The sequence below is a fragment of the Pseudomonas veronii genome, assembly GCF_001439695.1.
Lineage (GTDB): Bacteria > Pseudomonadota > Gammaproteobacteria > Pseudomonadales > Pseudomonadaceae > Aquipseudomonas > Aquipseudomonas veronii.
The window spans coordinates 1-25,274 of sequence record NZ_JYLL01000014.1 but is presented as its reverse complement, the minus strand read 5'-3'; the positions used below and the strand labels follow the sequence as shown (position 1 = coordinate 25,274).

The 25,274-nt window shown below is 55.7% G+C and carries 23 protein-coding genes and 1 pseudogene; 15 read left to right on the top strand and 9 right to left on the bottom strand.

Annotated features, from left to right (window positions below):
* The first annotated feature begins 3 nt into the window (after nucleotides 1-3).
* Genes TU80_RS17810 through TU80_RS17785 form a run of 6 tightly spaced genes read left to right on the top strand, consistent with a single transcriptional unit; the run spans nucleotide 4 to nucleotide 6,506 of the window.
* Nucleotides 4-417 carry a TIGR03750 family conjugal transfer protein gene (locus tag TU80_RS17810; protein ID WP_020300905.1) on the top strand — a complete coding sequence of 138 codons (414 nt, stop codon included), beginning with the start codon at nucleotides 4-6 and terminating at the stop codon, nucleotides 415-417.
* Nucleotides 414-1,055 carry a PFL_4703 family integrating conjugative element protein gene (locus TU80_RS17805; RefSeq protein ID WP_020300906.1) on the top strand — a complete coding sequence of 214 codons (642 nt, stop codon included), beginning with the start codon at nucleotides 414-416 and terminating at the stop codon, nucleotides 1,053-1,055. The genes TU80_RS17810 and TU80_RS17805 overlap by 4 nt, the downstream gene beginning before the upstream one ends.
* Nucleotides 1,052-1,864, top strand: a complete 813-nt coding sequence (locus TU80_RS17800) for a TIGR03749 family integrating conjugative element protein (protein WP_020300907.1) — start codon at nucleotides 1,052-1,054, stop codon at nucleotides 1,862-1,864. Before TU80_RS17805 ends, TU80_RS17800 begins: the two co-directional genes overlap by 4 nt.
* Nucleotides 1,854-3,374 carry a TIGR03752 family integrating conjugative element protein gene (locus TU80_RS17795; protein ID WP_020300908.1) on the top strand — a complete coding sequence of 507 codons (1,521 nt, stop codon included), beginning with the start codon at nucleotides 1,854-1,856 and terminating at the stop codon, nucleotides 3,372-3,374. The genes TU80_RS17800 and TU80_RS17795 overlap by 11 nt, the downstream gene beginning before the upstream one ends.
* A complete protein-coding gene (locus TU80_RS17790; RefSeq protein ID WP_032903625.1) occupies nucleotides 3,337-3,753 on the top strand; it encodes a TIGR03751 family conjugal transfer lipoprotein in 417 nt (138 codons plus the stop codon). Before TU80_RS17795 ends, TU80_RS17790 begins: the two co-directional genes overlap by 38 nt.
* Nucleotides 3,753-6,506, top strand: a complete 2,754-nt coding sequence (locus TU80_RS17785) for a conjugative transfer ATPase (RefSeq protein WP_020300910.1) — start codon at nucleotides 3,753-3,755, stop codon at nucleotides 6,504-6,506. Before TU80_RS17790 ends, TU80_RS17785 begins: the two co-directional genes overlap by 1 nt.
* Before the next feature lie 37 nt (nucleotides 6,507-6,543).
* Here TU80_RS17785 and TU80_RS17780 read toward each other — a convergent pair whose 3' ends face one another.
* The 3 genes from TU80_RS17780 to TU80_RS31725 form a co-directional block, all read right to left on the bottom strand.
* Nucleotides 6,544-7,278: an ATPase gene (locus tag TU80_RS17780; protein ID WP_020300911.1), complete on the bottom strand. Its 735-nt coding sequence runs from the start codon at nucleotides 7,276-7,278 to the stop codon at nucleotides 6,544-6,546.
* The gene (locus TU80_RS17775; protein ID WP_020300912.1) at nucleotides 7,275-7,523 is read right to left on the bottom strand and encodes a hypothetical protein; all 249 of its coding nucleotides are present in this window, start codon (nucleotides 7,521-7,523) and stop codon (nucleotides 7,275-7,277) included. The genes TU80_RS17780 and TU80_RS17775 overlap by 4 nt, the downstream gene beginning before the upstream one ends.
* 365 nt (nucleotides 7,524-7,888) lie before the next feature.
* Nucleotides 7,889-8,146 (bottom strand): LasR-specific antiactivator QslA, encoded by a 258-nt coding sequence (locus TU80_RS31725; protein WP_076964374.1) that lies wholly within the window; start codon nucleotides 8,144-8,146, stop codon nucleotides 7,889-7,891.
* Between the two features lie 169 nt (nucleotides 8,147-8,315).
* Here TU80_RS31725 and TU80_RS17770 point away from each other — a divergent pair, with 169 nt between their 5' ends.
* The 5 genes from TU80_RS17770 (at nucleotide 8,316) to TU80_RS17750 (ending at nucleotide 12,890) form a co-directional block, all read left to right on the top strand.
* Nucleotides 8,316-8,570 carry a helix-turn-helix domain-containing protein gene (locus TU80_RS17770; RefSeq protein ID WP_020300913.1) on the top strand — a complete coding sequence of 85 codons (255 nt, stop codon included), beginning with the start codon at nucleotides 8,316-8,318 and terminating at the stop codon, nucleotides 8,568-8,570.
* A 105-nt stretch (nucleotides 8,571-8,675) separates the two neighbouring features.
* Nucleotides 8,676-9,632, top strand: a complete 957-nt coding sequence (locus tag TU80_RS17765) for a TIGR03756 family integrating conjugative element protein (RefSeq protein WP_032903622.1) — start codon at nucleotides 8,676-8,678, stop codon at nucleotides 9,630-9,632.
* The gene (locus TU80_RS17760; RefSeq protein ID WP_032903621.1) at nucleotides 9,629-11,011 is read left to right on the top strand and encodes an integrating conjugative element protein; all 1,383 of its coding nucleotides are present in this window, start codon (nucleotides 9,629-9,631) and stop codon (nucleotides 11,009-11,011) included. Before TU80_RS17765 ends, TU80_RS17760 begins: the two co-directional genes overlap by 4 nt.
* Nucleotides 11,012-11,014: 3 nt before the next feature.
* A complete protein-coding gene (locus tag TU80_RS17755) occupies nucleotides 11,015-11,323 on the top strand; it encodes a hypothetical protein (protein ID WP_057005015.1) in 309 nt (102 codons plus the stop codon).
* 10 nt (nucleotides 11,324-11,333) lie between these two features.
* Entirely contained in the window at nucleotides 11,334-12,890 is a 1,557-nt protein-coding gene (locus TU80_RS17750; RefSeq protein ID WP_057005014.1) for a conjugal transfer protein TraG N-terminal domain-containing protein, read from the top strand.
* An 8-nt stretch (nucleotides 12,891-12,898) separates the two neighbouring features.
* Here the strand turns inward: TU80_RS17750 and TU80_RS31720 are convergent, their stop codons facing one another.
* The gene (locus TU80_RS31720; protein ID WP_082643856.1) at nucleotides 12,899-13,264 is read right to left on the bottom strand and encodes a DUF3742 family protein; all 366 of its coding nucleotides are present in this window, start codon (nucleotides 13,262-13,264) and stop codon (nucleotides 12,899-12,901) included.
* A gap of 457 nt (nucleotides 13,265-13,721) precedes the next feature.
* Between TU80_RS31720 and TU80_RS17745 the strand changes: the two genes are divergently transcribed.
* Together TU80_RS17745 and TU80_RS17740 are read left to right on the top strand one after the other, a co-directional pair.
* Nucleotides 13,722-14,051: a hypothetical protein gene (locus TU80_RS17745; RefSeq protein ID WP_057005013.1), complete on the top strand. Its 330-nt coding sequence runs from the start codon at nucleotides 13,722-13,724 to the stop codon at nucleotides 14,049-14,051.
* A gap of 135 nt (nucleotides 14,052-14,186) precedes the next feature.
* Nucleotides 14,187-15,149, top strand: a complete 963-nt coding sequence (locus tag TU80_RS17740) for an ArdC family protein (RefSeq protein WP_057005012.1) — start codon at nucleotides 14,187-14,189, stop codon at nucleotides 15,147-15,149.
* 139 nt (nucleotides 15,150-15,288) lie between these two features.
* Here TU80_RS17740 and TU80_RS17735 read toward each other — a convergent pair whose 3' ends face one another.
* Nucleotides 15,289-15,483, bottom strand: coding sequence for a DUF7740 domain-containing protein (locus TU80_RS17735; RefSeq protein WP_020300924.1), 195 nt, complete (start codon nucleotides 15,481-15,483; stop codon nucleotides 15,289-15,291).
* Between the two features lie 221 nt (nucleotides 15,484-15,704).
* Between TU80_RS17735 and mobH the strand changes: the two genes are divergently transcribed.
* Together mobH and TU80_RS32710 are read left to right on the top strand one after the other, a co-directional pair.
* Entirely contained in the window at nucleotides 15,705-17,429 is a 1,725-nt protein-coding gene (gene mobH / locus TU80_RS17730) for a MobH family relaxase (RefSeq protein ID WP_057005011.1), read from the top strand.
* Nucleotides 17,426-17,602, top strand: a pseudogene (locus TU80_RS32710) (IncC plasmid conjugative DNA transfer DtrJ family protein); the annotation flags it as partial. The gene mobH and the pseudogene TU80_RS32710, both read left to right, overlap by 4 nt.
* 240 nt (nucleotides 17,603-17,842) lie before the next feature.
* Here the strand turns inward: TU80_RS32710 and TU80_RS17725 are convergent.
* From TU80_RS17725 to TU80_RS17710, 4 genes are all read right to left on the bottom strand, one after another.
* Nucleotides 17,843-20,614: an AAA family ATPase gene (locus TU80_RS17725; RefSeq protein WP_057005010.1), complete on the bottom strand. Its 2,772-nt coding sequence runs from the start codon at nucleotides 20,612-20,614 to the stop codon at nucleotides 17,843-17,845.
* The gene (locus TU80_RS17720) at nucleotides 20,607-21,173 is read right to left on the bottom strand and encodes a hypothetical protein (RefSeq protein WP_057005009.1); all 567 of its coding nucleotides are present in this window, start codon (nucleotides 21,171-21,173) and stop codon (nucleotides 20,607-20,609) included. Before TU80_RS17720 ends, TU80_RS17725 begins: the two co-directional genes overlap by 8 nt.
* A complete protein-coding gene (locus TU80_RS17715) occupies nucleotides 21,166-23,544 on the bottom strand; it encodes an ABC-three component system protein (RefSeq protein ID WP_169796390.1) in 2,379 nt (792 codons plus the stop codon). The genes TU80_RS17720 and TU80_RS17715 overlap by 8 nt, the downstream gene beginning before the upstream one ends.
* Before the next feature lie 449 nt (nucleotides 23,545-23,993).
* The coding region (locus TU80_RS17710) for an alkaline phosphatase D family protein (protein WP_057005068.1) at nucleotides 23,994-25,274 on the bottom strand (1,281 nt) is incomplete at its 5' end.

The following is a 25,274-nucleotide window of genomic DNA, read 5'->3' as shown; positions in this document are numbered from 1 at the left end:
GACATGAACGACACTATCGAACGCCTTGCCGACGGCACCTTGGTCTTTCTGCCGGAGCGACTCAACCGCGATCCTGCCGTACTGCGCGGTTTGACCAATGATGAGATGTGGGTAGCTCTCGGCACTGGCGCCGCCATTGGCCTGCTGCTGGGCGTTCCTCTAGGGATCGTCACCTCGTCTATTGCCGTTGCGCCGACCAGCATGATCGCAAGCATGGCGCTGGTGTTATTTGCCGGTGGTACGCTTTTGCGTCGGGCCAAACGGGCTCGCCCCGAGACCTGGTTGTACCGCAAGCTCGAATGGATACTCGCCAGCCGTTGGCGCCTGGGGCGCGGAAGTTTGATTCTCCACTCCGGCGCCTGGACGATTCGCCGTTCGCGTCGACTGCGCCCTGCCCTGTTCCGGTGGCAACCATGAATCGTTTTCGGAACAAGGTGGATGCCCAACACGCCCACATCTTCAGCCTGCGTCTGGCGGTAGTGATTCTGGCCCTGGTCTGTGCCGGACTTTGGTATGGCTGGCGCTCGGCACCGACCGATCTGACGGTGCATGTCCCCCCGGATCTGCGCTCGGGCAGCACTCGCAAGTGGTGGGATGTCCCCCCAGAGAATGTCTATGCCTTTGCCCTGTACATCTTTGGCCAACTCAACCGCTGGCCTTCGGATGGCGAGCAGGATTATCGCCGCGCCATCTATGGCTTGCAGTCCTACCTGACACCCGCCTGCAAGGCCTTCCTCGACGGTGATTATGAGTACCGCAAGGCCGCCGGCGAGCTGCGCCAGCGGGTGCGTGGCGTCTACGAAATTCTGGGCCGAGGCTACAGCGAAGATCCGGAACTCAGGGTCAAGCAACTCGACCGCGACAGCTGGCTGGTCAAGCTCGATCTCAATGCCGATGAATATTACGCCGCCGAACCGGTGAAACGGGTGGTGGTGCGGTATCCATTGCGCGTGGTGCGTTTTGATCTGGACCCCGAACGCAATAAGTGGGGGCTGGCACTGGATTGTTATCAGGGCACTCCGCAAAAAATCTCCCTGCCTGGAGGTGAGCCATGAAGCGGATTTCTACCCTGGGACTCACCGTTGCACTGATGCTATGGGGAGCTGTAGCGCAGGCCGTCGAGCTGATGCACTGGGAACGCCTCCCCCTCGCGGTCCCGCTGGTGATCAATCAGGAACGAGTGGTCTTTATCGATGAGGCTGTTCGCGTCGGTGTGCCCTCAACCCTGACCGGCAAGCTGCGTGTGCAATCAACCGGCGGCACGCTGTACCTGCGAGCGTCGGAAGCCATTGCACCGACCCGACTGCAGCTGCAATCGGTCACGACGGGCGAGATCATCCTCCTGGATATCGCGGCCACTCCCGGCGATCAACCGCTGGAGCCCGTACGTATTCTCAAGAATGCTCAGGGGCAAGCTACCGAGGCTGAATCTAGCACCGTCCCTGTTCCAGAACGCACACCGATCCCGGTCGCTTTGACGCGCTACGCCGCGCAAAGCCTGTACGCGCCGCTGCGCACCGTGGAGTCCCTGCCCGGTGTACGCCGCGTCCCGCTCAAGCTGCGTACCGAACTGCCGACCCTGCTGCCGACCGAAAACGTGTCCAGCACACCCATCGCCGTCTGGCGACTCGGTGATTACTGGGTGACGGCGGTGAAATTGCGCAATCGTGGTTCAGAGACGGTGCAACTCGATCCACGTCGACTTCAGGCCAAGCTGTTCGCCGCGGCCTTCCAGCATGCTTTCCTCGGGCCTGTCGGCAGCGCTGAAGACACCACGATCGCCTACCTTGTCACCCGCGGTGCCGGCCTCGAGCAAGCCGTGCTGCTACCGCCCGTTGCGCGAGGTGCTGACGATGAAAGCTAACGCCTTGCTCAAATGGCTGGTACCGGCTGCGCTGCTGGGCGTGGTACTGATCATCCTGAAAACCTGGGTCCCGGGTGGCAGCACACCTTCTCCAGAGCACCCAGTTGATCAGGGCAATATTCAATTATCCGCCGAGCAAGCCAAGTCGCTCGGCATTGCGGGCGATACCCCACGCGACACGGTCGCCACCCTGGTCGGCCAGGTGAAGGCCATGCGCAGCGACATGCTCGGTTTGAAGAAACACAATGACTCACTGCAGACGGAAAACAACCGCCTACGCGAGCGGGAAAACAGTGTCGATTCGCGTATCCAGACCGCGCTTGGCAGTGTGACCCAGCAGGTCGACGAAGGCCGCCGCCAAGCCAACGAGGCCCGACTCAAAGCGGAACAAGACAGTCGTCAGGCTCGCGGCCTGCTCACGCAATTGCAGGATCAGTTGTCGGGGCTGACCGGCAAAGGCAAGGATATGCCAATCGGATTGGGGCTCGAGCCTGGCGACGGTGCTCAGTTTGACGGACAGCATCCTGCCAATGATGCGCTGCAGTGGATTGAACCCTCGGATGCTTCGGGCACCGACACCCGAGGCAAAACCAAGACCTCCTCCCTCGCATTGAGTCTGCCTACCGCCTTCAACTCACTGGAAGGCTTGAAAGACAATCCTATTGATCGCAGCCAGAAACAGCTACGTGCAGTCACCAAGGGTGAGCGTGACCTGACGCGATCCGTTGACCGAACCGAAGGGGCGAAGCCGGTCTACACCATCCCCGAAAACGCGACATTGATGGGCTCAGTCGCCATGACCGCGCTGATCGGCCGCGTCCCGGTGGACGGCACTGTGAATGATCCCTATCCCTTCAAAGTGCTGGTCGGCCCTGAGAACCTGACCGCCAACGGCATCGACCTGCCAGACGTCGCGGGTGCCGTAATGAGCGGCACCGCGTCCGGTGACTGGACCCTGTCTTGCGTACGTGGACAGGTCGAGTCAATCACCTTTGTGTTTACCGATGGCACCATCCGCACGGTACCTCAGCCGAAAGCAGTAGCCAGCCGCACTGCCTCCACCACCCAGAGCTCAAACACCGACAAGATCCGCGGCGGACTCGGTTACCTGTCCGATCCGTATGGCATTCCTTGCATCGCTGGCGAGCGCCGCTCGAACGCTCAGCAATACCTCGGCAGCCAGAGCCTGATCACTGCCGCCGGCGCCGGTGTCGCCGCCCTGCTCGGGGATGAGCGGAACAACAGCAGCGTGATCAGTTCAGGCGGCAGTACCCTCGGGGTCACCAGTAGCAGTGGCAACAGCGCGCTGAATTCAATTCTCAGCGGCGGGGTCAGCGACATCCGCGAGTGGGTCAACAAGCTGTATGGCGAAGCCTTTGCTGCCGTGTACGTGCCACCGGCAGCACAAGTCGCGCTGCACCTCGACCATGAGATCACCATCGACTACGAGCCCAAGGGCCGGAGCGTTCGCCATGAAAAAGACCATGCCTCCCTGCCTGACCTGGATTAGCGTGTTCTGCTGGGTCCTGGCGGGGTGCTCCACCGACAAGGAGACGCTTCTGCCCCATGGAGAGCAAACCATGCTGGACATCTGGAACGGCGCCGGTTCGCAAGGCACTCAGCAGCAACTGCTGGATGCTCGGCAGCAGTTACGCCGCCCGTTGGCTCAAGCAGATTTCTCCTTTTCTCTCCAGGAACCGTACACTCGCACAGCGGCGAACGAGATCCGCAACCTGTTCCCTCGCTTGCCCAATCCCGATCTGGTGCTATACGTGTATCCGCATCTGAGTGGTACCGAGCAGGCACCGATCCCAGGTTACTCTACCGTCTTTCCGTTCTACCAACGTGTGCAGTACGCATTACCTGGTGAACGTCAGGAAGACCTGTAGTGCGTAGCGGCGATTCGGGCAATCGCACTCCCACGTGGAAAGGCTGGCGCAATCCATTGCGCCCTCGCGCGACCTTGGCCGATGAGGCCGCACTCTATGCGCACAACCCCAGCTTCACCGATTACCTGCCTTGGGTCGAATACCTCGACACTGAGCAGTGTTTTCTACTGGATGACAATCGCTCGGTGGGTGCGGTGTTCGAGTTGCTGCCCATCGGCACCGAAGGGCGCGAACCCGATTGGCTGATGGCGGTCCGCGACGCCCTCGAAGACGCCCTGCAAGATAGCTTTGACGAGCTGGATCAAGCGCCTTGGGTGGCGCAGTTTTTCTGTCAAGACGACAACGACTTCACACCCTACCTGACCCAGCTCACCGATTATATTCAGAACAGCGCGCGAGGTACGGTCTTCACCGAGGCGTATTTGCAGCTCAGCCGCCGTCATCTGAAGGCCATCGCCAAGCCCGGTGGTCTGTTTGAGGATCAGGTGGTGACGCGCCTGCCCTGGCGCGGCAATAACCGACGGGTGCGTCTGGTGGTCTATCGCTGGCTTGAATCTGACGCTGAGGAGACGGGACTCACCCCGGTGCAATCCCTGCAACAGGCTTGCGAACGTATCCGTGCTTCGTTGCAGGCGTGCGGGGTGCACTCAACGCGAGTCGATGGCCGAGGTCTGTATGCCTGGCTATTGCCCTGGTTCAATCCGGCCCCCAGGCTCACTGATGAAGCGCCCGAAAATTTCTACCGCCGCGTGGCCTATCCGGAGTCGGGTGACGGTGAGTCGCTGGATCTGCCCTTCGATCATGACTTTGCCGAGCGGCTGTTCTTCAACGAACCGCGTTCGGATGTGCAGCACGGACTCTGGTTTTTCGACGATCAACCCCACCGGGTGATAGTGGTGGACAAACTGCGGCGGGCACCATCGATTGGTCAACTCACCGGCGAAACCCGCAAGGGTGACGCGGTGAATGCGCTGTTCGACCAGTTACCCGAAGGTACGGTGACGAGTCTGACCTTAATGGTCAAACCACAGGATGTACTCGAGGATCAGTTGAACCGCCTAGCTCGCAAAGCCATCGGTGAAAACCTGGCCTCGACCCAGACTCGTCAGGATGTCGAAGAGGCTCGCGCGATCATCGGCCGCCAGCACAAGCTGTACCGAGGAACCCTGGCGTTCTACGTACGCGGTCACGATGAACAGCAATTGCACCAGCGCTCGGTCAGCCTGGCCAACGCGCTGTTGGGCGCGGGGCTGCAACCGGTAAGTGAAGGCGATGAGGTCGCCGCCTGCAACAGCTACCTGCGTTGGTTACCGATGGCTTACAACCCGGCCCGCGACACGCGTAACTGGTACACCCGCCTGATGTTCGCCCAGCACCTAGCGAACCTGGTTCCGGTCTGGGGCCGCAGCACCGGCACCGGCCACCCGGGCATCACCCTGTTCAACCGCGGCGGCTCGCCATTGAGCTTCGACCCATTGTCACGCCTGGATCGGGCCATGAACGGTCATCTGCTGTTGTTCGGCCCCACCGGTGCCGGGAAGTCGGCGACCTTGGTCACCCTACTGATGCAGGTCATGGCCGTGTACCGCCCTCGCCTGTTTATCGTAGAGGCCGGCAACTCATTCGGCTTGCAGGGAGACTACTTCGCGACACAGGGCCTGTCGGTCAACAAGGTCCAATTGAAACCTGGCGCCTCGGTCTGTCTCGCCCCGTTCGCCGATGCTTGGCGCCTGGTCGAGCAGCCGGATCAGGTGGCGAGTCTGTCGATCGATGAGCTGGACGATGAGGTGGTAACCAGTCACGAAGACCAGCGCGATGTTCTCGGCGAACTGGAAATCACTGCCCGCCTGATGATCACCGGCGGCGAGGCCAAAGAAGAGGCGCGCATGAGTCGAGCCGATCGCAGCTTGATCCGCGAGTGCATTCTCGATGCGGCGCAGACCTGCGTCGCGGCGGGTCGCCAGGTACTGACCCGCGACGTACGCGACGCCTTGCTGGGCATCGCCGCCGACCCGCACTTGCCGGAGAAACGTCGCGAGCGTGCCCAGGAAATGGGCGAGTCCATCGACCTATTTTGCCAGGGTTTCGAGGGTGAACTGTTCGATCGCGAAGGCACGCCTTGGCCCGAGGGCGATGTGACCATTGTCGACCTTGCCACTTACGCGCGCGAAGGCTACGAGGCACAGATGTCCATCAGCTACATCAGCTTGATGAACACCGTGAACAACCTCGCCGAGCGCGACCAGTACCTGGGCCGACCGATCATCATGGTCACCGACGAGGGTCATATCATCACCAAGAACCCGTTGCTGGCGCCGTTCGTGGTCAAGGGGACGAAGATGTGGCGCAAGCTCGGCGCTTGGTTCTGGCTGGCGACGCAGAACCTTGCTGATTTTCCCACGGCTGCGCAGACCATGCTCAACATGATCGAATGGTGGATTTGTTTGAATATGCCGCCCGCGGAAATCGAAGAAATCGCACGGTTCAAGAAGCTTTCACCTGCGCAGAAAGCCCTGTTGCTCTCCGCCAGCAAAGAGCCGGGGAAATACACCGAGGGAGTGGTGCTGTCGAAAAAGCTCGAGACGCTGTTTCGAGCCGTGCCACCCAGTCTTTACCTCGCTTTGGCCATGACAGAGCCCGAGGAAAAAGCCGAACGCTGGACACTGATGCAGGAGAATGGCTGTTCGGAGTTGGAAGCGGCTTACCGGGTAGCTGAACGGATCGATAGCGCACGAGGAATAGAGCCCATATAAGGGAGGTGTGGCGCTCCCAGCTTGGCCAATCCGGCAGCTAGCCGTTGGACACCTTTTCAACGTAGGCATCCATGAACCAGTCAGGGACCTCATCAACCTTGAACTCAAGGTCCGTCCCATCCGTAACTTCGGCCAGCAGCACCAGATCGGCACCGGAGTTATCGAAGATGTAGGCCCGGTCCGAAGCAGCAATAGCCACAGGCAGCAGGCTCAGGCAACGGCCGTAGCGCTGTACAATTTTTTCTGTGGGAACTGGGTGCCCACCTGCCGCGACACGGTTCCTGACCCTGTTGATATTGATGTCAGGGTCTTCAGTTGCCACAAAGTACAGGTAGGTTCGGTATCCAGACTCTCTTGCCTTGAGCATAAAAGCGATTTTGTCGTCGCTAGACATCACCGTTTCGAAGGTGAAAGACAGCTGGTCTTCGAGGAGCTTGTTCCGGATGAAGTCAGAGAGCACGGAGGCAAAATAGGAGTTCATCGCGACCGTCTGGAAATTCAGGCCGTTGCTGCTAAAGCCTATGTTGGTCGCCTCCTCATCGAGCCGGGCAGACCTGACCAGCCGATGCTCCCTAATGAAACCGAGGACCTCATCACCCTCAACTTCCAGTTGAAAATCACTGAACTCCAGACGACCGCTGTCTTTGGCAGCCTTCTCGATTTCATCCGGGTTAATGTAGATACCGATCAGGTGGGAAGGGATGGCACTCTTCATCGTGCTCTTGCCGGAGCCGTTGGGTCCAGCAAAGACCCTCAACCGAGGGACAGTCATGAGCAACGGCGCACCTTAATGACGCCACCCAGAGTCACTTTGTGCTTGGGCTTGGCCACCCGAATGACTTTGTGCTTACCGTCAGCAGTCGTTTCAACAAGCATGCCGTTCATGACTTCCATCACACTGCGGCCGGCAGCCAGGGCGTTGATATAGGCGGTATTGATGGCGCCTTCAGCCATGACCGGGATCTTATCCTCCAGTCGGCTCACCAGATCGTCACTCAACACTCGTTTGGCTTTCATATCGCGCTCCACGTTCTCAGAGCGTGCAGAATCTGCACTTAATCAGAATCTTAGCTACGTAAACCTGTTTGTAACAGGGCGAAAGCTACTTCTGTCAGCCTTCATTCTAGAGGAATGGCGTCTGGAACCATACCTTTCAAGAGATTTTCACGTTCGATGCATGACCGGTGGCATTTGAAGCAAGTGCCGCCCTTGGTGCAGCGCCCAAATAAGGGAAGCACAATCCCCCACCGAGTTGTTCAGCCGGTGGAAAAAACGCGCCAGCGAAGCGGCAATCGTTCTTAAACTGCGTGGTCTGTGTCGATGCAGCCAGGTTGAGTGCAAACGGGCGATCAAGACGATGCAATCGCCCATAAGCAACAGGGTTACTGTGACACGCTCCGAAGCCGTTGCTGAATTCTCAACAGAAAACCGGCTTCGAAGGCATCTTGGCAGTCACCGACAGGAAAGGTCTTGCGCGTTTGCGCCAGTTCCCACCACAAAGGAATATCGGTCGTTGCCTCAAGCCAAGCCTGGGCACATTGCACACCACGCTCGATCATCGGCGAAAATTCGCTGCCCCAAGGTGTCAGAAGACTTGGGCAACCATCCGCCGCAGGAATTGAAATGTAGTTTTGGTCCATACACACCCTAAATTTCTGATTTATTGTTAGATGCTGGGCGCAGCTTCGAAAAGCGTAACGACACCAAATGAACGCTCGATACCAGGCATGAACACCAAATGGCCTAGTTGAATGCCAATGTAGACTATATCCCGTGGATTGAGAGTCCCTCAAGGCGCAATTTGCGCGCATGACTCAAGACTACGAACAACTTCGTCTGCAACTGGCGGAGAACATCCGCTGGATGCGGCGCGTAAAGAACCTTACCCAGGAGCAGCTGGCGCTCATGGCCGAGGTGGATCGCACCTACGTCAGCCAAATCGAACGATGCGCGGGCAACCCCTCGCTGTTGGTCCTGTGCAAACTCGCCAATATTTTCGAAATCACCACAGATCAACTACTTGTAGACGCCGATACCCTGCGCAGCTCCCTTCACGTCAAATAATAGACCCACGCCTCACAAATCCGATAGATCCGCCTTCATAATTCCCACTGACAGTCTTCAGTCCCTAACCGAACCTGCCCAGGCCATACACCGAGAGCCTGGATAATGCCTGTTGCCTGCTCGTCACTTCCGCCCACAAAACTAAGGCCCTTGGCGCTAAGCATTCTGCTGGCGTGCGGCCCAAGCATGGCGCTGGACACCGTCAGCATCACCTCCTCCGTGCTTTCGCCAAACTGTCTCGAATACAGGGTCGTCGGCATTTGTTTCTGGCTACTCTGCACGCCCTTCGGCTGCACAGTCAAAACCTCGACCAAGGTTCGTCATTTCATTCCTGAACTGGTCGTCTCGAGCTACGCCACCACCGGCAATAACCCCTGGACCGAGATGACCACCCTCTCCGCTCCCATCAGCGGTGCAGAAGGTGGCGGCAACCTGATCACGCCGAACGCCCGCCGCGACAACCTGCCTCGATTCAAGAACGTTGATGGCATCGGCCACCCCGGTGGCTGGGTCGCAACGCAATTGGCTTCGCAATCCGGCTATGCCTGCGCCAGCGGTGCAACTGCATTAATGCCTTACTACCTGAGTACCCTGGACTCACTGGCCTGGCGCCATGGCATCCCAGAAAGTTTCTACCCCGAATCGCTCATGCCGGGGATCCGTGAAATTGGTCGTCAGGTCTCGGGAAACATGTGGGGCAACGTTTATCCCCGGCAGGGCTTTCTGGTACAGCCCGACGATTTCAAGGCGGCCGCAGTCATGGCGCAACGCGCCGGCGATGTGATTACCCACAACTGGCAGCCGCATGTGTACTTACCACTCACGCCCGCCAAACGCGACGGCTACTGGCCGCCTGGCCCGATCGTTGAAAACGACGCTTCGACCCACAAATGGCAATTGCTCTACCCCCAGGTGCAGCCCACGTGCGCCATCTTCCCCAGCGATCCGGTACAGAGCGCGGATGGCGGCTACGCCTGGTCGCTGTGGCGTCCCTATAGCTGCTGCAAACGTGAGGGACAGACCTTCCTGTTCAGCATCGACTTCGAAGGAGGTGCTTCATGAGTCGGCTTCTCGCGCGGCCCTGGTTGGGCACGATGAGTCTGTTGCTCTGTGGACTGCTCGCCATTGCCACACATGCCTACGCCGCCGAGGGCGATTACCGTCTGGGTACTCAAGGTGAAGTACTCGACGACCGAGTGATGTACACCATTGGTGGCGGCTCGGCAGTCGGCTCACCGAGCTCGCTCTACCGACCCAGTGGTCTCGGTGTCGGCGGGTCATGGCGGGCGAACATGATGTGCGGAAACATGAGCCTCACCAACACCCTGCAAAACCAGCTGAACGGCGTCACCGAAGGTTTCCAGCAGATCATGGGCAGCATCGTGCAGAACGCGACCCAAGCCGTGATGTCGCTGCCGGCGTTGATCATCCAACGCGCCAACCCCGGCCTCTATGAGTTGTTGAGCAACGGGGTGATGCAGGGGCGTATCGACTTCGACCGCTCGAAGCTGACCTGCCAGGCCATGGCCGAGAAGATGGCGGACAAGGTCGGTCAAGCCGGCTGGGGCGCGCTGGCCAAGAACCAGGAGATGCAGGGCAATCTGGAGCAAACCGGCGGTGATGCGGTGGCCGCGGTGAAAAACACCGAGGCCCATAACGGCAACAAGGGGGTGTCCTGGGTCGGCGGCTCGAAGGCTGGCGGTGATGGGCAGACGCCCATTCGGGTGACCGCCGACGTAGTGCGCGCGGGCTACAACCTGCTGCATAACCGGTCGATGGATGACAATGCCTCGATTAGTAATAGCGATTGCCTGGGTGGGGCCATTTGCCAGACCTGGGCTTCGCCCCAGGAGGAATCCGAATGGGCCGTTCGCGTGCTGGGCGAAACTGAAGTCACGACCTGCGATACCTGCGAAACCCTGCGTGCGACCGCTGGCAGCGGACTGACGCCGCTGATCCAGGAGGCCTACAGCGAACGCCTCAAGGCCCTGCAAGGGCTGCTGTCTGGCTCACTGCCGCCTACCCCTGACAATCTGGCTAAAGCCTCCAGCCCAATGCTGCCGGTAACCCGTGGCGTGGTCGAAGCCCTGCGCGACGATCCCGACCAGGATCTGTTGGCACGGCGCCTGGCCAGTGAGACGGCCTTGTCCAGTGTGCTCGACAAAGCGTTGCTGCTACTGCGCACCCTGTTGGCGGGCAGTCACGAACCGAACATCGCCTCCGCCGAGCCGGCCCAAACCGCCTTGACGAAAAACATCGACGCTCTGGAGCGCGAAATCCGCCTGCTGCAGACCGAACTGCAGGTCCGGCAGATGCTGGCCACCAATACCGCCAGCCTAGTGCTCGATCGGCATGCCGGCGGTGCTGATGCTTCGCGCACCGTCGAGCAAGGCGACCCTGAGCCGGGCCGACTCAATGACGCTGACGCCAGGCGCAAGTGAGCCATGAAACGCTCACCGCTATTCACTTTGCTTTCGAGTCTGGGGATTGCCGCAGTGATGATCCTGACCGCTGCACTGGTCGCCTGGATCGGCCGCACTGCGTTGGGTAGTTTCGAGGCCTGGCAGCAGGCATTCGAATCCGCACGGTCCTATCTACGGTGGTGGCGTGCCCTGCTCTACGGCGCCCTCTTTGCGCTCTGGTGGGATCTGCTTCGGCGCTACCGACATCGACCACAGGATCGACTGCGTGTGAAGCACATCGGGACATTAGGGCTCGTGCTCTTGACCGTCGTCGAGTTCACCCGACTGTGAGGTCACCACTATGCTCATGAGCACCAACAGCTACCTGGAGTTTTACCTCTCCCTGCTGGCCTGGATCATCAACAACGGCCTCTGGAGCGTCCTGTCCGACACCGGACTGTTCGCCGCGCCCTTTGGCGCAATCATTTTGCAAGAATGGTTGTCGGCCCGTCAGCAAGGCGCGGATGAAGGCAACAAGGGCCTGCTCTCGGTGCCGCGGATTGAAAACCGGCTGTGGCTGGCCTACATCGTTGTGTTGTTCGGCTGCGCACCGGTCTTTCCGCTGAGCCTCTCGTCAATGGCGTTCGACGATGCGGCGAGCCAGCGCTGCGGTGTCAGTGTGGCCAAGCCGGCGGAAACCGCCTGGAGTGCCACCTTCAATACCATCGGCGAACGTTCCGCCAACGTACCGATCTGGTGGTTTCTGGTGCATGCCTTGAGTAAAGGGGTGACCGCTGCGGCCACCGCTGCCATCCCCTGTGCACCGGATATCCGGCAGATGCGCATGGAGATCGACAGTTCGCGCATCGACAGCCAGGTACTGCTGCAGGAAGTCGCCGACTTCACCCGCGACTGCTATGGCTATTCTCGCTCCCGGCTGTTTACCAACCGTCCCCAGTTGGACAAGGTACAAAGTCACGACGCGTCCTGGATCGGCTCAAGCTATTTTCTTGATACGCCTGGCTACTACGATACGGATCGCTCACACACACCGCGCGTCAGCTGGCCGTATGACGGAAGCCGAGATGTTTCCTTACCTCGGCTGGAGAATGGCGCAGGTTACCCCACCTGCAAGCAGTGGTGGAGTGATAGCGGTGTTGGGTTGCGCGAGCGTTTGATCCAGCAGGTCGATCCCTCGCTGCTGACTCAACTGAAAGGTTGGTTGACTGGTCGTTCGAGCAACGAGATCGAGGATGCCACCCTGCGTGAGCAGGTCAGCCCGCGTCAGCAATCGATGTCCATGTCGCCCGGACAGGTGTACCAGGACTATGGCTCCAGCGCTCGTGGCGGCTCTATCAATCAGGGGCTCAATAATCTGGCCACCAATACCGGGTTGGCACTGGGTTCCTTCAGCAACTTCCCGGCGATGAATGCACTGCGCGCCGCCTTACCGATGGTGCAAGCCTTCCTGATCATGGGCGTCATCATCAGTTTGCCGCTGATTCTGCTGGTCAGTACCTACCAGTTGAAGACCGTCATGACGGTGACGTTCGCGCTGTTCACCTTACACATGCTCAGCTTCTGGTGGGAACTCGCCCGCTGGGTCGACTCCAGCATGCTCGATGCCTTGTACAACCAGGTTTCGGCGTCCAATCAAGTGCTGTTATCGCTGCCCACATCCGGCTTCATGGAGGGGACAGTTACGGCGCAAGTAATTGAGTATGTGATGGGGGCGATGTTCATTGTGCTGCCGATGGTTTTTCTAGCCGCTATGAGCTGGGCTGGGTATAGCGTAGGTTCAGGTGTAGAAGGAATGCTCAGCCGGGGAACCCAGGCTGCGCAGACAGCGAGCTCTAGCGGGACCTCTCAGTTGATGAGCGGAGCAAGAATTATTTCAGGTAAATCGGGCTCAAAATAACCACAAGGTTACTTCAGTGAACCCCATTTATCGTACCGCTCAGGCCAAGACGTCCTATGCATTGGATCATCGAGATCATCAATATCTGGAGTGTCTGAATCTTGAACTGGGATAGCTGCTAATGCGACGAATGTGCACATCAGCACAAACAACCAGAAGCTAACAAAAAGAAATGCTCCGAGCAGCGCCAATTGGGCAATCAGAAAGCTCCCGCGAACAACTAATTTACCTGCGGGCATACCTGCCGTCACCGCACGCTCAGCCAGGCGGTACTCAAACGCTTTCAATTTGCGATAACCACGCTTTACCGACATGCCACAGGCGTACGCCCAGCGGTGGGCACGTGAATTCTTAACAGGGTTCTGAGTCGGCATGGTCTCGCCCTCTTCTGAGCGTTTTCATGATTGAGACAGGAGTAACAGCCTACTACTGAAAACTGTCCGTGCTTGACCGTTTATCAGCTTGCCCAGCCAAAAAATCTCCACTGGAAGACAGAAGACAAACTTCGTGACACAGCTTCTCTTCGTAGGTTGACCCGTATAAATCGCTCCGCTAAATACAAAGTACGGATCGCTGTTATCGACAGTACCCTACCCAGGCAGCCAGAACCTTCAAGGCTACGTCACTTCGGTGATGGTTCTTCCCCAAGTGCGATTAGCGTTCGGTAGCTCTCACGGTCACCGTTTCTACGGTGATGAACGCCTACTGCTCTCCTGAGCGTCTTCCGAGCTCCGCTCGCCAGACAAAACTTCTTGTTTTTCTTCAACCCACCGCGGGGAAATTATCTCCCGCACGGGACAGGTTTCTTCGCGCTTTCAACGGAGGCACACCATGTCCGACTCGCTAACACCCAAAGCCCTGAACACCCTTCAGCTTCCTATTGTGTTCACCCCCGCTGCTTGGCAAAACGCGGTACTGCTCGAGCGCTCAGGTCATCCTGAGAAGCTGCAGGTCGATCGGCTGAGCCACGTATTGCGCGCAGCCTTCGAGGCACACCTGGCCTCTCCACACGAGCCCTATGTGCTGTTCGAGGTAGCCCACATCGCGTCAACGGGTCATCCACGCCAAAACCCGTTGCTGCAACTGAGCCTAAGCCTGCTCCTCGAGCCAGGCCAGCCTAACGCCTTACTGATAGCGCTTGCAGGAGAACATCAACGCTAAACGCACACGGTCGTACTCACCACCCCGATCCACACTCAGACGGCATGCAAGCCCTGCATCAATCCAACCATCACCCACCGGGGAACCCTCCCCGACGGGCAAGGCGTTCCTCCGTTTTCTCTCGAGGAAAATGCCATGCGCGATATCTACCAAGACGTGACTGACAAGATCGTTACCGCGTTGGACCAAGGCGTTGCCCCCTGGATCAAACCCTGGTCCTCAAGTGGCTCAGCTGACGTCGGTCACCATCAACCCTTCCCCATTAACGCCATCACGCGTCGCCCCTACTCGGGGATCAACTTACCGTTGCTCTGGGCCGAGGCGAGGTCGCAGGGATTCACTCAAGATCGTTGGCTGACCTTCAATCAAGCCAAAAAGGCCGGCGGGCACATCCGTAAGGGTGAGCACAGTGCCCTAGCGGTGCTCTACAAGCCGATGGAGCGCGAGGAACAGACCGAGTCAGGCCAACCGGTCCTCGATGAGAACGGTCAACCCAAGGTCGCTCACTTTGGCATTCTCAGGACGCATTTTCTGTTCAACATCGAGCAAACGGAGGGGCTCGAAACGTTCAACGAAACCTTGCTCGATACGGACCCGACCGATCCCTTCCTGGCCAACAGTGCTGCGGAAAATCTGCTGTTAAGTTCAGGCGCACACATCGTTCATCGATCTGCCGACGAAGCCTTTTACCACCCGATCAGGGATCTCATCCAACTGCCGACAAAAGCGCAATTTCACGATGAAGGTGGGTACTACGCCACCGCACTTCACGAGCTGACACACTGGACCGGGCATCACTCTCGGTTGCAGCGCGAAGGCGTGACGTCACCCTGTTCGTTCGGCTCGCCAAGCTACGCGTTTGAGGAGTTGATCGCCGAAATGGGCGCTGCGTTCTTATGTGCCTACACCGGTATACAGGGAGAGCTGCGGCACGAGGGTTACATCGACTCCTGGCTCAGCCTGCTCAAGGCTGACAAACGCGCGATCTTCCGCGCCAGTGGCCAGGCCCGAAGCGCCTCGGAGTATGTACTCAACCTGGAGCAGCAACTGAAGCAAGCGGTCTTGGATGACTCACTATGCATGAACGATGGAGCTTGATCGTTACCTCACCGCTGCAAACGCTTCACAGGGCCCAACGCGAGTTGAGCCCTTTTTTTTGTTTCCAGAAAACAGACGGAATCATACGGCGGGCCCTCACGCAAAGAACAAGAGAGGGGCGCACACCCGCAGCATGCCGTTATGTATCCAGGTTCTGCGCCAGAAAATCCACCAGCTCGAGCGGACTCCGGCTGTCGATCACCTTGTAGATCAGATCGCGTTTACTGCGCGGCAACTTCTTGACCACGCTCTTCGCCGAAGCCCTGACGGCTTCGTCGGTCCCATGGATACGTGCCGCGAGCAGCAGCACGAGCGTGGCGTCAGTGAGGTTCATGGCAAGACCCAAAAAAGATGCACCGCAGTGTACCGACTCTTGTCTTTTCCGTACTACCCCCAACAAAACGATGCCTAGCAGTATCCATATTCCGATTGCCTCACAAAGGGACACGAGCCAAAAGGACGGGTAAGGGTTGGAAGGGAATGGGCACTCAAGGGTAAGAGCGCTATCCGAAAAGGCTAAAAGGCCAATGACCCAGCCACTTCCCGGAGATCACGATGCTCAGCCTGTTTCGCCGCAAAAGGCAGAAGCCCCCTCCGCCACCGACCGTCAACGTCGCCGAAGGTTACCTGCCCATCGAGTCGGCTCACAGTTTGTTAGCCGCGGAACACCGCCGCCAGTTGCTCGACCGCATCTGGCAGTACACCGCCCTCTCCCACGCGCAGTTCACCCAGCTCTATATAAATCCGATCCATCGCTACGCCGAACAGGTCCAGCAACTGCCTGCCAGCGAGACGCACCACCATGCTTACCTTGGCGGCATGCTCGACCATGGACTGGAACTGGTCGCTTGCAGTTTGAAACTGCGTCAGTCGTATCTGCTGCCAACCGGCGCTGCGCCCGAAGACCAAGCCGCCCAGACCGATGCCTGGTCGGCGGGTATTGCTTATGGTGCCCTTCTGCATGACATCGGCAAGATCGCCGTGGACCTGCTAGTCGAACGCCAGGATGGCCGTGTTTGGCATCCTTGGCAGGGTCCCCTGGATCAGCCCTACCGCTTTCGCTACCTCAAAGGTCGCGACTATCACCTGCACGGCGCCGCCGCAGGCTTGCTCTACACCCAGATTCTCAACCGACCGATCCTCGATTGGCTGAGTGGCTTTCCGCCGCTGTGGGCGAGTCTGCTGTATGTCCTAGCCGGCCAGTATGAACGCGCCGGCGTGCTGGGCGAGTTGGTGATTCAAGCCGACCGGGTCTCCACCGCACAGAACATCGGTGGCAACCCAAGCAAGGCGTTGCAAGCGCCGATTCATACGCTGCAACATCACTTGATCAGCGGACTGCGTCATCTCGTTCAGCACGAGCTGAAACTCAACCAGCCAGGGGCCGCGGGATGGCTGACCCAGGACTCCCTGTGGTTGGTTAGTAAGGCAGTCACGGACAAACTCCGAGCTTATTTGCTTTCACAAGCGATAGAAGGCATTCCGTCGTCCAACATTGCTGTGTTCGACGAACTGCAATCGCATGGATTGGTTGAGTCCACGCCAGAAGGCAAAGCCATCTGGACCGCACTTGTCACGCAGGGAAACTGGCAGCAGAGCTTTACCTTTCTGCGCCTTCAACCGGCGTTGATTTGGGCGAACGAAGACCGGCCTGAAGCTTTCAGCGGAACGGTGAACGTTGCACCCGATGGTCACTCGAATGACGTTTCGGCATCACCACCAGCACCTAAGACTGTCAGTACAGGATCGCGTCACAGCTCTTCGCCGACAGATCCCATGACTAAAGAAGACGACGACTATCTCGGCACGCTGTTGGATATATTCGATTTGGAAGAGTCTGAGGTCAGTGACGGATCATCACCAAACACTCTCGAAATCCCGAGTCCCTCGTCGGAAGACCTAGGTAAGGCATTCCTGAATTGGGTCAGGGAAGGCATCCTGAGTCACAAGCTGATCATCAATGACAGCAAGGCCAAAATCCACACGGTGAGTGGCAGCGTATTTCTGGTCACGCCTGGTCTCTTCCAACGCTACGCGCAGGAGTTTCCTGGCCTCTCTCAGGGGACCGATCAACAACTTGAAGAATGGCGCTGGGTGCAGAAGCAGTTCGAAAAACTGAAGATCCACAGGAAGCATGGCAACGGCTTGAACATCTGGGCGTGCAAAGTGCAAGGTCCCAGGAAGAAAACGACCTTGAAGGGGTATTTGATTTCGGAGCCGACATCAATTTTAGAATCGATACCGCCAGATAACCCTTTTCTCGCGCTTGATGATGGCTAACGACGCTCATCAGTCCCTGGGTGATCTACCTTTCCCTGCCATGGTCGCTTAACCCCAACTGGGTGCTGCTACCGTGCGTAACATTGCTCGGCTGTATGGTCCTCAACCTGTTCATCGGAAAGATGAGAAATCTCAGACTGACGTTCCATTTTTACACTCTGCAAGCAAGCTAAAAGCTATGAAGCTTAGCTCATCCAAGCCACCTCTCAACCGAGCAGCACAAGGGAAAGATCATGGTTTTGAGAAACTTGCTAAGGCGGCCGAGGATAAGGTGGCGCAGCTGGACGTTGATGAACGTGTTAGACCAATAGTAAACTTTTGAGCTTCCACGCCCTGCACGGCCAGCATCAAGTCACCCATCTATAAATGACCCCGCCGAACTCAACAGGGCCTTTGACTATCAAAGCGAAAACCTATTCCGCTGAAACAATAACAGATTTAGATATATTGGTTACCACTGACATTTCTACACCAGTACGAGGATTCCCTTCTAAGTGAATCATGTTTAGCAGGTGCCTATCGCTAATGCTTGAAAACTTTTGAGCCATGTGGCGGGCCAAGGATTCACTCGCGGTCGTAAGTACAAGATTCACATTTGGCATTGAAGTGGCTACAAGCCGGAAGATATCCAGCATCGCGACCCGATTTAGATCATCCAAGTGGGCTATAGGCTCGTCTAGGAAGAAGCTCCCGCCGGTATTACGAGCACGTGCAAGGTACAGCGAAAGCGCAAGATCTTGTCGTTGACCTTGGCTGAACTTGCTTTCCGCATCGAGTCCATCTTCGCGCCCATCCGCGAAAGCTGTCCAGTGGAAATGATCCGTACCCTGCGATACCCCTAACCCCTTGTAAACCTCGTTCGCATGCATGCGCGAGAACAGTTCGCCGGCTGGGGCCAGCAGGACATCCAAACTTGCAGAGGTCAGCGATTTTACATGAGACGCATATTGCTCAATGGTTCGATCAGCATCAAGAATGTATTTTGTTCCCACGTCCAACATTGCTTGGAACCTGGTGCGTTCCTCGTGGAGCTTTTTGAGTGCACTAGCGTCAGAGTCAATATTCGCCACAATATCACACTCATCCAGCAATGCCTTATAGTCACTCGCCTGCCGACGATGAAGCTCGACCTCCTCAAGCACAGCGAGGCGCCGTTCTTGACTAATGTCAGCGCCTTCGACGGATTCAGACCAAAGCCTGGTAAATTGATCGATGGATGCAGACATAGCTGACACACTAGCAGCATAGGAGTTAATCTGTGCTGTCTTTTCCTTGATCGCAGCCGACAGATCTTTCACGATCTTATCAAGTCTAATTCGCTCAGGGCTGAACTCATCCATTTGGGCCTGATAGTATGACGAGTATTTCTCTATAGCATTCTTCACATCTTCAATACGAGCAGCGCAGTCCACCCTTGGGATTAAAGAGAAAAATTTCTCAAGCTCTTGCAGCTCATCAAATATGCCCGCCAGATCAATCGCCGCCGAAATGCGCTCTTTCAGGTATGCAAGATCCTTCACGTCCAGAGACGAGAAGTCTGGCTTTTGCATAATATTTAAATAATTAGTTTTCCCCTCAAACGAGGAAAGTTCATTTTTTAATGTAGATAGCTGATTGACGTACTGCTCATGGGCGAATTGCTCAGCTTTTGTCTTAGCAAGCGCCGCACTCGTTATTTTAGCATTGGCTCTAGCAACATTGAGCTTCTCAGAAGCTTCGTTCAATACCGGAGTCAAACTCACACTGGCGGCAACTGAATCTCGCAGACGTTTTGAGTCTTTCCAGTCGTGAGTACAAAGAGGACAATGCTGGCTATCGGTAGAATTAAGCAACTCAATGCCTAACTCTCTTAACCGCTCAGCTGTATTGGCATACGCATTAAAATTAGCGCTCTGACGGATCAACTCCTCGCTCGCGATCTTTTCAGCATTGACAGCACCTTGTAGATCCACAGGCGGATATACATAACTTGCCTCTAAGCGTCGCTGCTCCTGCACCAGCTTGTGGATTTTATCCGAATTTTCCACTAAAACGTCTAGAGAGTTACGCCACTCAATCTGTTTCGTTTTTACCCAGCTAAGCTCAACGAAATTTCCAAATAGTGATGACTGGGTAATTGGCTCTTGTGCGAAGTACTCAGAAATACTGGAAACCGAAACAATGGACTGCCACTTATTGAAAATCGCCAGTTTTTCTTTAGCCCAGGCTACCGAGCGCTCGCCATCACCGTATTTTATATTCGCAATACTCAATGCATCAGCATTGCTTCTTTGCTGCTCCGTAAGGCTCAAATTTTCAGTGGTGAGCTCAGTGATAGAGCGACGAAGAACCTCGACCTGCTTCAGTGATGCATGATAATTATCCCATTGGCTCTGCAAATCTGTCAGGCCTTGGAAACGCGACTGTGCACGCTGCTCAAACATGCGCACCCGCAATTTGGCTTCTCGCAGTTCACTGACAAAATTAGCACCACTTGACAAAAGGCCGAAGCGATCACTTACGACTTTCAGATTGGAGATTGCTTTAGAACTACCTGGAACACTCTCCTTTAGTCTGCGCTCAGTTTCTTCAATGTCATTACTGAGGCGCTGAATATTATCCTGAAGCCCTCTTGTACTGGGCAATGCCCCTCTGTAATCCTTCAGGTCGCGAAGGGTACTGGTGATGTGCCCAAAGCCTAGAATGTCAGCAAAAATCTGCTGCCTGTCTTCAGCACGATTATTATCGATGAGCAACGAAAGGGAATTCGAATACAACCAGCGGCTATTACGTAGCCAGCCACGCTTTGCCTTTTTGGCCGCATATGTCGTCCTTCCAGAGATCGACTCAGGAGTGAGCAGAGAGAGCAGCTTTTCTTCGCTGCATTTAACGAATTTTCCTCCGTCTCTGGACAGCCAGAAGGCACCTTTTTCCCGTTTCATCTCATGGGGAATACCCCCTATGAGGCAAGTGGCAGAGACACGTGGTTCACCCTCCCCCCACTCACATTTGATATGTTCGCTATCTAGATCTTCTACTTCTCCAGTAATCAGCCATTCTAGCGCATAGCAGATCGTACTTTTGCCCGTACCGTTGGCTGCATAAATCACCGTCAGGGGAGCGTCCAAGGGGATTACGAGTTGGCCTGGAATGCCTCTAAAGTTATTGACCTCTACAGAGAGGAATTTGATTGGGAGATTATTCATTGAGATTCCACTCCTTTCCGTGAAGCTTAGCAAGATCTTTACTACCCATGTTTTCTAGCGCGTCCAACAACCCCTTCGCGTCCATATCATCCGGAGTGTAAGGCGGGCTGACCGGGGGAGTTTCCGATCGACTCAGGCCTATCGGAGTAATTCGCTCACATCGTTCCCATTTAGAGTCACCCTGAACGACAACATGCTTGCGCACAAACAATGTATTTCTTTCAATTGTCAGAATAAAACCTTGTATCTCTTCGCTTGGAGATACAGCCATCACAAGGTAACCATCAACTACAGGCTTTTTCCTTTCACGCTGCAGGATACGCGCGTCTAAATAGTTTTCAGCACGCTTGGCCATTCGCTCAACGTCGGATACCGACTTATTCGTCAGGTCAACCAAAAGTACCGAGGCGAACTCAGACTCCCAATAGCCGAGTTGACCAGGAGCTTTACCGTCAGTCCACTTCTGATCGTCACCAACCATGAATTGCTCAACAGGCACAGGTTGAAATTGAGCATCCGAAGCTCTTTCGTTCATGATTTCCAACAATTGATTAAGCATCTATTTCATTCCTGCGCTGCATAATAGCCTCCATGAATTCCTCTGCTGTTTGATCGGCATCTGGAAGGCACTGATCCTCGACTTTCCTCAAGTCAAAAAGATAAACACTTCGAGGAACCACCGTATCAGTAAATGAGCGGTGCACTGGCGGTGTGACGGTGATGTCATATCGACCATGACTAGGCTTAGGTACTTTTATACTCCCCCTACCTTCGGCAAACACAATCAAACTGGGGTGAGCACTAGGCTGCCTCGCCCATTCGAAAAGCTGCGCCTCCATATCACGAACAGCATAATCAGAGCTCGACCACGCCATTATGCTTACCTCCCCCAATACGGGATCACTGTAGCTAATATGTGCATCATGACGAGTCACTACCGACCATTGACTCAACGGCGAAAGATTTATGAAACTCAATGCATCAATGGAGCGCATAACGCTCTCTCCTGCAGCAGACAAATCCTCTGGCGAGAATTCTTTATCTGTTCTTGTCCCATAGCACGCCCGATAGCTAAATCCTTTGCAGTCCGTGAGCACACCATTTTGCACTAGCGCATTGAGACTATTTCGTTCGTTAAGCACCGCCGGGAGATAGCCGTCTATGGGAGGATGCCGATCAAAAAGCTCATGAAACTCCAATGACTCTGGAGATAGCTCATCAACGATTTGGCCCGCGACCAGGCGTTGAGTTTTTACGAGCTTGAGAATCGGCTCTGCAGTCCAGTCCAAACAGAACATAAGCAAACCGCTGGAGCTGCGGCGCATGACTCTGCCGGCGGGATCGATCAAGCGCAATGAAGACCGGGTAGAAAGCCCATTGTCGGTCCCCGGGAATATTCCGGTGACGCTCCACATGTGAGCATCACATTTTGCCAGTTTTGCACTATTGGCCGTGGCGATCCCAATCACCGCAGAAGCTCGTTGACCGTAGTAGTCGGAAGCAGCTTTAAGCACGCTGCTCACACTGGCCACATGCTGAGAGGCTAAGACTAAATTTTGGCGATTTGCTGAGTCTTCGCTGTGGCTTGCGATGAGTCTTCGCAATTGAGAGCGTGAGTTTGTCAGCGGGTTAGTGAAATCATTACCCAAGGTTGGCCAGATAATGACGTCCTTGAAGGCAAGCCGAAGCGACATACTGCCGTGATCCAACGTGGGATCGCCGGTTTCATTTTCGACCAAAACATAACATTTGTATGTCCCTTGGTCTGGATCCGAAACCCAGCACCAGCCGCCTTTGAAGCGGTTTTCAGCAGCTGGCAAGTTAGGATCAATTGATATGAAATCGTCAGACGCCCGCCAAGCGATTAATTGCTCACCTCCAACCTCGCCACACCCCAAAAACAAAATAAGAGAGTAAGGGTAATCTTTGACTAAACGATCAATTTCATCCCAGTCCGCGGGAATAGCCGCCTGTGCTCCAGCCGTTACGACCACCGGTCGAGAGCCAAATTTGGTCTTTATAGTTCCATTCAACGGGCATAGCATACCTCGAAGAAAAGGTAGCAGTTCAGCGCCCTGGATCAGAGAGATGTTGAAGCTTTTGTGATCACCGAAGTCAGAATCAAAATACTCAGTTCTAATGGACTTTACGAATTTCTCATCCTGGCTGACGAAACTAACCCCACGACCTTCAAATAGATTTTTTATTTCCTGAGTGATGCGAGCAGCATCTGACTCCAATCTAAAGTAGGTGGACTTTATTATAGGATGCCTAGCAACTAAACTCGACAAGTCGTCCTTCTTGTGAAGGCTTGTGTGAAGGTCATCGATCCGTTCCCAGATTAGATCGCATAGCTGCGCCTTCTTGAGATCCTTCAAACTCGGATGTTTTTTGAGCGTTTCCGAAGCTTTCCATGCTGCTAGTGCTTTTCTCTCGAAGACATCACGAAGATCGATGAATCGCTGCCGCCCTTTGTTAACAAGGAGTTCCGTGAGATCAATCGCCGCGCCATCCGCAACAGCCAATATATATCTAAAAGGCGTACCTTTTGGAGACGCGATTTGAGGCCGAATATGTGCATACAGGAAAAACTTGCATATTTCCTGGATGATTGCATCTCGCTTTACGATTGACTTCAAACGCTTACACTGAATTACACCTACCGGGACAGAGTCTTTAAAAAGAATGACGTCACGCCCTTGGTCAGCACCATCGTTTAGGCGCCGAGCTTCGTCATACCAATCGAAGTCTTTCTCACCAACGTTATCGCGGTAAATATCAGCGAGCAGCAACTCGAAATGATGGTCGCCCATTGATTCAAAAGGAAGCTGACCACAGTCGAAAGCAAAGACATCTGGCGTATTGGAGTTACTCTCTCGAAGCTTGTCTTCATGCTCTTCGTCAAAGCATATCTCATCAGGAATCGTCAAAATCTTGCTCCACGCATCGAATCGGCCATGCCGTGAACTTCCACGACTCGCGCTGATCAGGCCTTGCGGCCTGACAACCAGGTTTTTTCTTCAGGAGGAGATCGGACGCGACTGAGCGCCGGCAGCGGGTTCCCTCCCATTTACCAATGCACCCCCATGTCCCGGCAGCATGGCTTTAGGGAGGAGCGATGCCAAACTGGCATCATAGTAAACGGGAGCATCAGAGCTTACCAGACGATCGCATGTTCGCTTGTCGCTTTAATCCCGCCTGACTGCATGTGCGAGACCTATCCTAGAGCGACAACGTCAATTGAGGGCGAGGCCCCTTAGCACCAATGCACTTGTCTTCGACTGTACAGCACCTCTGGGACGACAGAGGGGAAAGTACGTCAGACGCTTACAGAGCATCGCCATCATGAGAGATATAACTGCTATGCAAATGAGGAGCTCTATTTCTGAGCCGGATGCACCGCTTGCAGATGGTTGGAAAAACCTGCCTCAGTTTCACAACGCCAGGTCGCCCACAGCTTGCAACCGGTCTCGCCTCCCATGTCCAACTCAAACGCCAACCAATTCCGGGATGGCATCACATAGCGATTAAAACCCGGGAACAACATCATCTCGACACAGTGCTGCACATCGATAGACTGGACCTTGCTGGCTGTGTGGTTCAGCAGCTGAAGAAAAAGCCGTTCGGCCACTCCAATTAACGACGGATGCACCACACCTGACGAAGTAAATTGCTGAATCTGCGCCCAGTTCGACGTCGGTGGAATATCCCGACGATAGCAACTGCCCCACGCCGCGACATGCACGTCCCCGGAAGCAATGGATACACGCAGCATTCTCTGCTCAGCAATACGAGTCAGCGACTCCAGGAGTCGCTTACGCTCCCCCTCGTGATCCCCGTGCGACCAATGATCCTTAAGGTCATCAGCATTACTGTCGAGCACATGATCCTGCCCAAACGTATCGAGCAACCCTTCAGCCAGCGACAATTTGGGGTGCGCGACCGGAACCGAGGACATGAAGATTAAGTGCTGACATTTGCTTCCCGGATGAGCAGGCTTACCGTCACGGAGCGTGTTGAGCCAAGCCTGCATAGCAGTCCAGGTATCGGCCCCCAGTACTTGGGTACGTGAACGCTCAGTGCGCAGATCAGCAACAAACAACGATACCGGCCCCAAGTGATAGCCGAAACTAAAGCCCGGCTGACCATCCAAGAGCGGCAAGGCCAATCGATCTCCATTTAATCGAGCACTCCATTGCACCGGCTCATACTGTGGGTCCTGCTGGGAAACGTTTGCACGTTGGAGCAATTGCAATGGCGGCAAATCATCAAGGGCATGCTGCAACTGAAACACCCAGAAAGCCTTGCGCGCATGACGCATCAGCACCTGGAACAACTCGCAGTGCTGCATAGCCGGACTGTAGGACCCCCAACCGTCGAAGATGTCATGGTCGTCCCACATCATCACTGTAGGGATTCTCGCCATCGCATCAGCTGCATCAAGATTCGGCTTGGGGTGCCCCCAGTCACGCCGCGTATCTGGCAGCCAACGATTAGCATAGAGCCCGAAATAGTAGGACTCGATTTCTTTCTCCGTAAGCGTCCAGCCCGCCCACCTTCTCCTCGAGCACCCCTGCCCGCATCCTCTGTATTTTTCAGCAGGGGATTCACATGGAAACGATGCACGCGCGGCGCGAGTCCTGGGCCAGGCATGTCCAGG